Genomic DNA, 10,893 nt, shown 5'->3' with positions numbered 1-10,893 from the left:
CAACCGCTATCGAGGAGTCTCATGAGTCATCGCCGAACGAAGGGCCTGCTCAGCGCCGCGCTGGCCACGGCCGTCCTCATCGCACCTCTGGCAGTCGCGGGTACGGCGCACGCCGACCCGAACAACAACTCGGTCCGCAAGCTCGTCAAGGCCGTCAACGGCAAGAACGTCAAGAACCACCTCAGGGTGCTGGACCTGATCGGGAAGGCCAACGGCGGCACCCGCGTGGACGGCACGCGGGGCTTCGAGTTATCGCGTGACTACGTGGCCACACTGCTGCGGCTGGCCGGATACCAGGTCTCGACGCAGAAGTTCACGTTCGAGAACGAGGAGTTCAAGACCAAGCCGGTCTTCGAGCGCAAGTCGCCCAACCCCAAGGTGTACGCGCTGGGCCTGGACTGGGTGCCGTCGGGTCACACCGCGGAGGGCAGCTTCTCCGCCAAGATCCAACCCGTCGACGTGATGATCCCGCCGGGGCCGACGCCGAACTCCTCCAGCTCCGGCTGCGAGGCGGCCGACTTCGCCGGGTTCACCGCGGGCAACTTCGCGCTCATCCAGCGCGGCACCTGCAGCTTCGCGGTGAAGGTCGCCAACGCCAAGGCCGCGGGCGCCACCGGCGTCGTGCTGTTCAACGAGGGGCAGGAGGGCCGTACGGAGGCCGACGTCAATCCCGACCTGGGCGGACCGCAGGACATCCCGGTGCTGTTCACCAGCTTCTGGGAGGGCAGGGACCTGGCGGCCACGCCGGGTGCGGAGGTCGGGTTCACGTTCTCGTGGGAGACGGAGATCAAGACCTACGAGTCCTACAACGTGCTGGCCGAGTCGCGGCACGGCCGTGCGGACAACGTCGTGATGGTCGGCGGTCACCTCGACTCGGTCGAGGACGGCCCTGGCATCAACGACAACGGCTCGGGCGTCGGCGCGATCCTGGAGGTGGCACTCCAGATGGCCAAGTCGAAACCGGAGAACAAGGTGCGGTTCGCCTTCTGGGGCGGTGAGGAGTTCGGCCTGCTCGGGGCCGAGCACTACGTGGCGAACCTGACCGAGCAGGAGAAGGCGAACATCGCCCTCTACCTCAACTTCGACATGATCGCTTCGCCGAACTTCGTCTACCACATCTACGACGGCGACAACTCCGACGGCGTGGGCTCCGGTCCTGGCCCCGAGGGATCGGCGCAGATCGAGAAGTACTTCGAGCAGTTCTACGCCTCGCGCAACCTGGCCTACAAGGGCACCGACTTCGACGGCCGCTCCGACTACGGGCCGTTCATCGCGGTCGGCATCCCGGCGGGCGGCCTGTTCACCGGGGCGGAGAAGCGCAAGACGCCCGACGAGGTGACCAAGTGGGGCGGTACGGCCGGCGAGCGCTACGACCGGTGCTACCACCAGGCCTGCGACACCATCAAGAACATCAACGACACGGCGCTCGACGTCAACGCCGACGCCATCGCCACGCTCGTGGGCACCTACGCCTTCGACTCCTCGACGATCAACGGGCCGCACGCCCCCGGCATCGCCACCAGGGCCAAGACCTCGCACAGCGATGAGGTGCCCAAGGCGCTGAGCTGACGCTCGCAGGCGCGGCGTCCCCGCGTGGGACGCTGCGCCTACACTCGAATCCATGTCGGGTGAACTGCGAGTTTTGGGGGCATGTCCACTTGACTGCCCCGACACGTGCTCATGGGTGGTGACCGTCAAGGACGGCGAGGCCGTGAAGATGCGCGGCAACCCCGACCAGCCGTACACGCGGGGCGCCCTGTGCGTGAAGGTCAACCGCTACCTCGAGCACACCAGGGCCGACGACAGGATCCTGCATCCGCTGCGCCGTACGGGGCCGAAGGGCTCGGGCCAGTTCGAGCGGATCACCTGGGACGAGGCGCTCGACGAGATCGCCACCAGACTCCGGGCGATCGTGGACGAGCACGGCGGCGACGCGGTCTGGCCCTATCTCGGCACGGGGTCGCTGGGCTACCTGCAGGGCAGCGAGGGCGTGGCGGGGCGCAGGTTCTGGAACGTGCTCGGCGCGTCCAAGCACGTGCTCAACATCTGCTCGGTCGCCGGCAGCCTGGGCCTGTCGCGCACCCAGGGCACCGCGGGCGGCATGGACCCGGAGGACTTCGCCCGGTCCAAGCTGATCATCCTGTGGGGCACGAACACGCTGACCAGCGGCCACCACCTGTGGAAGTTCATCCAGGACGGCCGCGCCGGCGGAGCCTACGTCGTGGCGATCGACCCGATCCGCACCAGGACGGCCGACCAGGCCGACGAGCACCTGGCGATCAGGCCCGGCACGGACGCCGCGCTGGCGCTGGGGCTGCTCAACGTGGTGCTGTCGGAGAACGCCCAGGACGAGGAGTACCTGGCCCAGCACACCGAGGGCTGGGAGGACTTCAGGGCCGAGATCATGGACTGGCCCGTCGAGCGGGCCGCCGAGGTCACCGGGATCCCGGCCGAGGCCGTCCACAGCCTGGGGATGAGGCTGGCGCACACCCGCCCCACGGCGATCCGCGCCACGATGGGCATCCAGCGGCACGAGGGCGGCGGCACCGCCATGCGGACGATCGCCTCCATCCCCGGTGTCACCGGCGACTGGCGCCACCCGGGCGGCGGCGTCGCCTACTCCACCAGCGACCACGTCCACCTGAACATCGACCGCCGCAACGATCTGCTGGCCCGGCCGGTCAAGACCAGGTTCATGACCCGGCTGGCCTCCGAGCTCGACGACGTGAAGTGCCTGTGGGTCTACATGGCCAACCCGATGGGCTCCACCTCCGACAGCAACAGGATCAGGCGTCAGTTGCTGAGAGAGGACCTGTTCACCGTCGTCATGGAGCAGTTCCCCACCGACACGGTCGACTACGCCGACATCGTGCTGCCGGCCACCATGCAGACCGAGCACATGGACCTGCACGCCGGATACGGCCACATGTACCTGATGTGGAACGAGCCCGCCGTCGCGCCCGCGGGCGAGGCCCTGTGCACCACGGAGACCTTCCGGCGTCTGGCCGCCCACATGGGCATGACCGAGCCCTCGCTGTACGACTCCGATCTGGAGCTGGCCGCGGAGCTGCTGTCCAGCGGCCATCCCTCCCTCGACGGCGTCACGCTCGACCGGCTGCGCAAGGAGGGGTGGGTACGGATGAGCTACCCCTCGCCGTTCAAGCCGTTCGCCGACGGGTTCCCCACCCCGTCGGGGAGGCTGCGCTTCCCCCGGCGCGGCAAGGCCTTCGTGCCCTCCCTGTCCTCCCGTACGGCGGGCGACAGGCTGACGCTGATCACGCCCGCCTCGCACACCTTCCTCAACACGACGTTCGGCAACAACCCCGAGCTGCTGCGCAGGGCCAAGGACCCCGTGATCCTGGTGAACCCCGCCGACGCGCAGGCCAGGGGCCTGTCCACTGGCCAGCGCGTCAGGGTGGTCAACCACAACGGCTACTTCCTCGCCGACGTGGAGGTCAGCGACCGCGTGGCCAAGGGCGTCGTGGCCAGCCCCAAGGGCAGATGGCCCAAGCACACCATCGGCGGATCGAACCCCAACGCCGTGGTGGACGAGCGCGACGCCGACATGGGCAAGGGCGCCGTCTACCACGACAACCTAGTCGAGCTCGAGCTTGAACCCCTCGTGTGACTGGGTGTAGCCGATGGAGCGGTAGAAGCGGTGGGCGTCCTCGCGCCTCTTGTCGGAGGTGAGCTGCACCATCGCGCACCCCCTGGCCCTGCCCTTGGCGTGCGCCCACTCCATCATCTTGCGGCCCCACCCCTGCCCTCGCAGGTGGCCGGCGACCCGCACCGCCTCGACCTGGAGGCGGGTGGCGCCGCGCCGGGAGATGCCGGGGATGTAGGTGAGCTGCATGGTGCCCACCACCTCGCCCTTCAGCTCCGCGACGATCAGCTCGTTGTTGGGGTCGGCGTCGATGGCCTCGAAGGCGGCCCTGTGCTCGTCGCCGTACTGTCCCGTCCTGGCCGCGGCGATCGGGTCGTCGAGGATGAGCGCCACTACGGCGGGCACGTCGGCGGCGCGTGCCGTACGGAAGACCAGGGAGTGCACGTAGTGCGACTCCATCAGGCCGGGGTTGGACGGCAGCGCCATGACCCTGCCGCTGGGCAGGAAGCCCTTACGGGCGTAGAGCGCGCGGGCGGCGGCGTTCGCGTCGACGGCCCACAGGCCGATCTCCTCGGCCTCACGGGCGCGGGCCCACGCGACGACCTCGTCGACCAGCCGCCCTGCCAGACCCGCGCCCCTGGCCTCCGGGGCGACCCACATCGACAGCAGGTGCACGTGGCCGGGGTGCTCCTCGAGGCCGCACACCAGCCCGGCGTCCTGGCCGTCGCCCACCGCCACGAACCAGACGGAGTCAGGGTTGGACAGGCGCTCGACCCATTTCTCCCGCGGGTAGGCGGCGTCCTTGTCGTAGGTGGATCCGAAGGCGTCGGGGGCGTCGGCCAGGGCGCGCAGCCTGAGGGCCCGCAGCCGGTCCGCGTCGTCGTCGCCAAGCCGCTCAAGAGTGAATTCCTGCATGCCCGCATCATGGCAGCCGGCCTCGGGGGACTCTCAGGGTGATTCCCCGATGTGGACAAGGGGTGCCGAAAGGCACTCTGGATACATGAACGAGCTCTCTCGACGCGAAGAACTGTCGTTGTCGGGCGCCGCGCTCCGTGGCGCCCCTTGGAAGGCCGCCGCCGTGGGCGGCGGTGCGGTGGCCGCCGTGAGCTTCGGCTTGGGCGCCATCACGGGGTCGGCCGACCTGTCGTGGGCTCTGGGCCTCGGCATCAGCCTGTTCGCCCTGATCGCGGCCATCGGCGCGGTCGCCAAACCGGAGGAGGGCGACAGGGTCACCAGGCAGGCGCGCAACTGGTCGCTGCGGCATCCGTGGAAGTTCGCGCTCCTGCCCGCGGGCATCACCGCGGTGCTGAGCTACCCCGTCCAGCTCGTGCTCGACGGCGAGGACATCTTCGGCGCCGCGTGGGACTCCCTGTGGAGCGGCGCGCTGGTGTACCTCATCGCGGGCATTCTGACGCTCACCATGAAGGGCAGGGCACGCTAGCCGCTCTCGGCGACGCGCTTCAACCCTTCGAGAGAGCGGCGCATGTTGGCGGCGTTGTGGGCGGCCCGATCGGCGACGTTGGTCGCGAGCCGCCCCACGACCAGCATGAACCTCCCCCTGGTGTCCCAGGTCTTCTGCTCCACGACGCAGCCCATCTCGCTGGGGGTGATGTCGAACCGCCAGACGGCGATGTCGAGCATCCCGCCGGCGCGGACGTGGTAGGCGAAGACGCGGCCAGGCTCGGCCGCGGTCACCGTGCAGACGGTCGACCAGCGGCGGGACCCGTTGCGGTTGCTGCCGCGGAACCTCGCGCCGCGCCGAGCCGAGCGCACCTCGCCGATCCAGCGGGCGCGCTCGCACTCGGCGTTCCATGCGCCCATGCCCTCCAGATCGGTCACCAGCTCGTAGACCCTCTCGGGCGGGGCGTCGATCTCGATGGACGCTGAGGCGCTGGGCTCACTCACGAGGACATTGTGTCCTTCTCCGCCTGCGAGCGACAGACGCAGAACTCGTTTCCCTCGGGGTCGTGCATGGTGACCCAGCCGGTGCCGTCAGGGTTGCGGTGGTCCTCGTGGACCTTCGCCCCGAGGCCGAGCAGGCGCTCGACCTCCTGGTCGCGGGTCCTTCCCTCGGTGCCGTTGACGTCGAGGTGGACCCTGTTCTTGACGGTCTTGCCCTCGGGCACCTGGATGAACAGCAGGAACGGATCCTGGTGGGTACGGATGGCGACCTCGGTGTCTCCGGGCTCGCACTCCCCCCACAGCGGCAGGCCGGTGGCGTTGCTCCACCAGGTGGCCAGCTCGTACGGGTCCGCCGCGTCGATGGTGACGGCGTGGATCTCAATCATGCGCCCACCCAATCGCCACATTCGTGAACGCGTCAAACCACGCTAGTGGCCCGCCCCCGCCAGGTTGAGGCCGACGACTCCGATGAGGATGAACGCGATCGAGCCCAGCTTGACGGCGGAGACGTCGTCGCCCATGAGCAGCATGCCGAGCGTGGCCGTGCCGACGGCACCGATGCCCGTCCACACCGCGTAGGCGGTGCCGACCTCGAGGCTCTTGAGCGCGAACGCGAGCGCGCCGAAGCTGAGGACGGCGAAGACGAGGAAGCTCACCGCCCACCAGACCTGGGAGAAGCCGTCGCTCATCTTGAGCGAGTAGGCCATCGCGACCTCGAGCAGGCCGGCGGCGACGAGAATGACCCAAGCCATGTGCACTCCTTTGTCGTAGGGGTGCGTCGTCTTGGCTTTCCGGGTACGGCGCGTCTCGTCCGGGAGCGGGTCGCTCACTCACTCCAACCGCTCAGGCGTCGTTCTGATTCCACCAGAGCGTGACCCACCGGTCGCGGGGCACCGGCCACATGCCCATCTCCATGGCCGTCGCGGCCACCTCGGGCGCCCGTGCGGGATCGAGGCAGGCTCGGTGGCAGACGCTGGCGGCCAGCTCCTCGATCGTGGCGAAACGCTCGATGGGCGCCTCCCGCTCCTCCACCCGCACGTCGAAGCCGAGCGCGGCGGCCAGGGCCACCGCGTCCTCGGCGATCGGCCTGACCGGGCGCCGCACACCGTGGAAGTGCTCCCACAGCGGGCTCATCCAGCTCATGGGATGGCGGTGCGGCAGCTCGATGACGACTCTGCGGGTGGCGTGGGAGTCGAGGGCGCGCAGGAAGGCGGCCAGATCGGGCACGTTGTAGACCACGTGCGCGGCCACCACGACGTCGGCCTTGCCCGCCTTCGCCTCGACCTGCGGCCAGTTGCCCTCGATCGTCGTCGCGTGGACGCCCGCCTTGTCGGCGCGCACGGTGAACTCGGCGAGCATCGCGGCCGAGGTGTCCACGGCGACCAGCTCGCCGAGCCTGCCGGCCAGCGGGAGGGAGGCGGCCCCCGTCCCCGATCCCACGTCGAGCAGCGTCCCACCCTCCGGCAGCGCCTCGGCCACCCTTGCCAGGGTCGGTCCTTCGGGTTCGGCCACCGCACGGTCGGTCCTGGCCGCGAAACGGGCGGGCGAGTGCCCCCACGGGTCCACGGGCGCCTTCGCCAGGATCTCCGGCGGGATGGCCCACGACTCCAGGTTCTGCCGCCACCGTTCGTTCAACGCCTCGGCATTCATGTGTCGAGGGTAAGTGCTTAGCAGAGGTTACCCGCGGGTAGCATTCAGAGTAAGGTTACTCGCCAGTACTAAACGCCCCCGGTTCTAGGAGAGAGCAGCCATGGGCCACTACAAGAGCAACGTGCGGGATCTGGAGTTCAACCTCTTCGAGGTCTTCGGTCGCCGCGACATCCTCGGTAACGGCCCGTTCTCGGAAGTGGACGAGGACGTCGCCCGCAGCATCCTGGACGAGGTCAACAGGCTCGCCACGGGTGTGCTGGCCGACTCCTTCGAGGAGGGTGACCGCACGCCGCCGGTCTTCGACCCCGCCACCTCGACGGTGACCGTACCCGATGGTGTGAAGAAGTCCTTCAAGGCCCTCGTCGAGGGCGGCTGGGCGCACCTCGACCTGCCGGCCGAGCTCGGCGGGCCCGGCATCCCCCGGACGCTGGCCTGGTCCACCGCCGAGATGGTGCTCGGCGCCAACCCCGCCCTCTACATGTACGCCGCGGGCCCCAACTTCGCCTACACGCTGTGGAAGCTCGGCACCCCCGACCAGAAGCGGTTCGCCGAGCTGGCGATCGAGAACAACTGGGGCGCCACCATGGTGCTGACCGAGCCCGACGCGGGCTCCGACGTCGGCGCGGGGCGCGCCCGCGCGATCCAGCAGCCCGACGGCACCTGGCACCTCGAGGGCGTCAAGCGTTTCATCACCAGCGCCGAGCACGACATGGCCGACAACATCTTCCACCTGGTGCTGGCCAGGCCCGAGGGCGCGGGCACGGGCACCAAGGGCCTGTCGATGTTCCTGGTTCCGAAGTACCACGTGAACCTGGACGACGGCGCGCTCGGCGAGCGCAACGGCGTCTACGTCACCAACGTCGAGAAGAAGATGGGCCTCAAGGTCTCCACGACCTGCGAGCTGACCTTCGGCGACAAGCACCCGGCCATCGGCACCCTCGTCGGCGACGTGCACGAGGGCATCAAGCAGATGTTCATGGTGATCGAGCACGCCAGGATGATGGTCGGCACCAAGGCCATCGCCACCCTGTCCACCGGCTACCTGAACGCGCTGGAGTACGCCAAGTCCCGCGTCCAGGGTGCGGACCTGATCAAGATGGCCGACAAGTCCGCGCCGCGGGTGACCATCACGCACCACCCCGACGTGCGGCGCGAGCTGATGCTGCAGAAGTCGTACGCCGAGGGCATGCGGGCCCTGGTCCTCTACACGGCCACCTTCCAGGACGAGCTCCTGATCAACCCGGGTGACAAGCACGCCGAGGCGATGAACGACCTGCTGCTCCCGGTGGTCAAGGGAGTGGGCTCCGAGCGCTCCTACGAGCTCCTCTCGCGCTCGCTGCAGACGCTGGGCGGCTCCGGATACCTGCAGGACTACCCGATCGAGCAGTACATCCGCGACGCGAAGATCGACTCCCTGTACGAGGGGACGACCGCGATCCAGGGCCTCGACCTGTTCTTCCGCAAGATCCTGCGCAACCAGGGCGCGGCGGTGGGCTCGCTGCTGACCGAGATCAACGCCTTCGCCGCCTCCGAGGCGGGCAACGGCAGGCTCAAGCAGGAGCGCAAGCTGCTCGCCCAGGCCGCCGCCGAGGTCAAGGCCATGGGCGACACGATGGCGGGCTGGGCGCTCGGCTCGCTGGAGTCGCCGCGCGAGATCTACAAGGTCGGGCTCAACAGCACGCGCTTCCTGCTGGCGCTGGGTGACCTGATCATCGGCTGGCTGCTGCTGCGCCAGGCGGAGGTCGCGCTGACCAGGCTCGCCGAGGGCGAGGACGCCTTCTACCAGGGCAAGGTGGCCGGCGCGTCGTTCTTCGCGACGACCGTGCTGCCGCGCATCGCGGCCGAGCTGGCGGTGCTGGAGAGCACCGGCCTCGACCTGATGGACCTGCCCGAAGAGGCGTTCTAGACCACCTGCTCCCGCGGCAGGTCCGGAAGACCGTCCACCCGTCCTGGTGGGCGGTCTTCCGTCTGCATGTCGCGGGGCGCACGACGGCCATGGCCGCGGGACGCGCCGCGGGATAGCGTCGCGGGCATGTCACCACGTGTCGAAGAGGTCTCCGACGGCGTCTACGCCTACATCCAGCCCGACGGGAGCTGGTGGATCAACAACACCGGGTTCATGGCCGGGCGCAGGGGCGTCATCTCCGTCGACGCCTGCTCCACCGAGCGCCGTACCCGCGCCTACCGCGACGCGATCGCCAAGATCTCCGACCGGCCGATCACCACACTCGTCAACACCCACCACCACGGCGACCACACCTTCGGCAACCACCTGTTCCCCGAGGCGACGATCGTGGCGCACGAGCGGACCCGCGAGCAGATCATCGCCGACGGGGTGCCCACCTACCTGGGCGCCTGGTCACCGGACGTCGAGTGGGGCACGCTCGACCCGGTGCCGCCGTTCCTCACCTACACCGACGGCGTCACCCTCTACTCCGACGACCTGCGCTGCGAGGTCAGGCACGTCGGGTTCGCCGCGCACACCACCAACGACTCCTACGTGTGGATCCCCTCGCGCAAGGTGCTCTTCTCGGGCGACCTGGTGTTCAACGGCGGCACGCCGTTCGTGCTGATGGGCTCGGTGGCCGGCGCGCTGTCGGCGCTCGACCAACTGGAGGAGCTCGGCGCGGAGACGATCGTCCCGGGGCACGGTGACGTGTGCGGCCCCTCGGCGATCTCCACGGTGCGCGGATACCTGCGGTTCGTCCAGGAGACAGCGGAGGCGGGGATGGCGGCGGGCCTGTCGCCGCTGGAGCTGGCCAGGCAGACCGATCTCGGCGAGTACGGCACGCTCACCGACAGCGAGCGCGTCGTGGGCAACCTGCACAGGGCCTACGCCGACGCGACGGGCGGCGAGGTGGACCTGGCCGCCGCCGTCCTCGACATGATCACCTTCAACGGCGGCCGGCCACTGACGTGTCACGCCTGAGGGTGTGATCTTCATCAGGAGGGTATGACCGTGTCCGTACGCGGTCTTTACCCTCCGGAGGTCGTCATGGGTGTCGGGGTCAGCATCTTCTTCCTCACGCTCGGCGCCATCCTCCGGTTCGCCATCGAACCCGACGTCTTCGGCAGTGCCGTCCACATGGACAGGATCGGCGTCATCTTCATGATCGTCGGTGGTGCGGGCATCGTGCTGAGCGTCGTCCTGGCCCCGCGGCGCGGGCGCACCTCCGAGGACAGGCTGATGCACAGGGAGAACAACCCGCCCGAAGTCTGAAAATCTCGGGAAGGACCGCTCGACAACCTCATCGGCCGCCACCGGCGCGCCGAGGTGCGCAGGTACCGCGCCATGGCCAGGACGGGCTGCTCGGGACGCAGCCGGCTGACCCCCGAAGGCTTGCCGTGGAGCGCCGAGACCGCCAGGAGGACGGGCCGGACCGACGTGCGGCCCGTGCCGCCTCCCGGATGCGTCCGCTGTACGGCCAGGCCCTAGAGCTCGAACTGGATGGCGGCGCGGCCCGCCTTGATCGGGACGATGTGCTCGTTGATGACGGCGTGGTGCTGCGGGTGGTCGCGGTAGACCTCGTAGTCGGCGACCGAGTCGAACTCGGCGACGATGGCGAAGTCGGAGTTGCCCGCGGCGGCCAGGCCGAGGTCGCTGCCGAGGTCGTAGCGGCGCAGCTCGGGGATCGCGGCAGGCAGGGCGGCCAGGCCCTTCTCGACGGCGGCCTTCTGCTCGTCGGTGGCGTCGTCGGTCCAGGTCAGCAGCACAATGTGACGGATCATGCCATCAG

The 10,893-nt window shown here is 69.2% G+C and carries 12 protein-coding genes and 1 riboswitch; of the genes, 6 read left to right on the top strand and 6 right to left on the bottom strand.

The window, feature by feature from the left end; all coding sequences use genetic code 11:
• Positions 1–21: 21 nt before the first annotated feature.
• Together ACFSKW_RS11965 and ACFSKW_RS11960 are read left to right on the top strand one after the other, a co-directional pair.
• Positions 22–1,569 (top strand): M28 family metallopeptidase, encoded by a 1,548-nt coding sequence (locus ACFSKW_RS11965; RefSeq protein ID WP_379572245.1) that lies wholly within the window; start codon positions 22–24, stop codon positions 1,567–1,569.
• 52 nt (positions 1,570–1,621) lie between these two features.
• Positions 1,622–3,628, top strand: a complete 2,007-nt coding sequence (locus ACFSKW_RS11960) for a molybdopterin-containing oxidoreductase family protein (protein WP_379572243.1) — start codon at positions 1,622–1,624, stop codon at positions 3,626–3,628.
• Here ACFSKW_RS11960 and ACFSKW_RS11955 read toward each other — a convergent pair.
• Positions 3,596–4,519, bottom strand: coding sequence for a GNAT family N-acetyltransferase (locus ACFSKW_RS11955; protein ID WP_379572241.1), 924 nt, complete (start codon positions 4,517–4,519; stop codon positions 3,596–3,598). The two genes, ACFSKW_RS11960 and ACFSKW_RS11955, sit on opposite strands and share 33 nt — an antisense overlap.
• Before the next feature lie 85 nt (positions 4,520–4,604).
• Here ACFSKW_RS11955 and ACFSKW_RS11950 point away from each other — a divergent pair, with 85 nt between their 5' ends.
• The gene (locus ACFSKW_RS11950) at positions 4,605–5,045 is read left to right on the top strand and encodes a hypothetical protein (protein WP_379572239.1); all 441 of its coding nucleotides are present in this window, start codon (positions 4,605–4,607) and stop codon (positions 5,043–5,045) included.
• On the opposite strand, the gene ACFSKW_RS11945 is transcribed toward ACFSKW_RS11950, so the two are convergent.
• The 4 genes from ACFSKW_RS11945 to ACFSKW_RS11930 all read right to left on the bottom strand — a co-directional run bounded on the left by ACFSKW_RS11945 (position 5,042) and on the right by ACFSKW_RS11930 (position 7,156).
• The gene (locus ACFSKW_RS11945; RefSeq protein WP_379572237.1) at positions 5,042–5,509 is read right to left on the bottom strand and encodes an SRPBCC family protein; all 468 of its coding nucleotides are present in this window, start codon (positions 5,507–5,509) and stop codon (positions 5,042–5,044) included. The two genes, ACFSKW_RS11950 and ACFSKW_RS11945, sit on opposite strands and share 4 nt — an antisense overlap.
• Positions 5,506–5,892, bottom strand: a complete 387-nt coding sequence (locus tag ACFSKW_RS11940; RefSeq protein WP_379572235.1) for a VOC family protein — start codon at positions 5,890–5,892, stop codon at positions 5,506–5,508. Before ACFSKW_RS11940 ends, ACFSKW_RS11945 begins: the two co-directional genes overlap by 4 nt.
• Before the next feature lie 42 nt (positions 5,893–5,934).
• Entirely contained in the window at positions 5,935–6,258 is a 324-nt protein-coding gene (locus tag ACFSKW_RS11935) for a DMT family transporter (RefSeq protein WP_379572233.1), read from the bottom strand.
• 20 nt (positions 6,259–6,278) lie between these two features.
• Positions 6,279–6,339, bottom strand: a riboswitch (guanidine-III (ykkC-III) riboswitch).
• 10 nt (positions 6,340–6,349) lie between these two features.
• Positions 6,350–7,156 carry a class I SAM-dependent methyltransferase gene (locus tag ACFSKW_RS11930; RefSeq protein WP_379572231.1) on the bottom strand — a complete coding sequence of 269 codons (807 nt, stop codon included), beginning with the start codon at positions 7,154–7,156 and terminating at the stop codon, positions 6,350–6,352.
• 100 nt (positions 7,157–7,256) lie between these two features.
• On the opposite strand from ACFSKW_RS11930, the gene ACFSKW_RS11925 reads away from it, so the two are divergent.
• The 3 genes from ACFSKW_RS11925 (at position 7,257) to ACFSKW_RS11915 (ending at position 10,376) form a co-directional block, all read left to right on the top strand.
• Positions 7,257–9,062, top strand: coding sequence for an acyl-CoA dehydrogenase (locus tag ACFSKW_RS11925; protein ID WP_379572229.1), 1,806 nt, complete (start codon positions 7,257–7,259; stop codon positions 9,060–9,062).
• A gap of 126 nt (positions 9,063–9,188) precedes the next feature.
• Positions 9,189–10,085 carry an MBL fold metallo-hydrolase gene (locus ACFSKW_RS11920; RefSeq protein WP_379572227.1) on the top strand — a complete coding sequence of 299 codons (897 nt, stop codon included), beginning with the start codon at positions 9,189–9,191 and terminating at the stop codon, positions 10,083–10,085.
• Positions 10,086–10,151: 66 nt separating this feature from the next.
• Positions 10,152–10,376, top strand: coding sequence for a DUF6458 family protein (locus tag ACFSKW_RS11915; RefSeq protein ID WP_379572225.1), 225 nt, complete (start codon positions 10,152–10,154; stop codon positions 10,374–10,376).
• A 212-nt stretch (positions 10,377–10,588) separates the two neighbouring features.
• On the opposite strand, the gene ACFSKW_RS11910 is transcribed toward ACFSKW_RS11915, so the two are convergent.
• Positions 10,589–10,893, bottom strand: a 305-nt coding sequence (locus tag ACFSKW_RS11910; RefSeq protein ID WP_379572223.1) for a Dabb family protein, incomplete at its 5' end; no start/stop codon positions are given.

The organism is Nonomuraea mangrovi, assembly GCF_042681425.1.
Classification (GTDB): Bacteria; Actinomycetota; Actinomycetes; order Streptosporangiales; family Streptosporangiaceae; genus Nonomuraea; species Nonomuraea mangrovi.
Note: the sequence above shows the minus strand (reverse complement) of the source record. Positions and strands in the feature narration are given on the sequence as shown.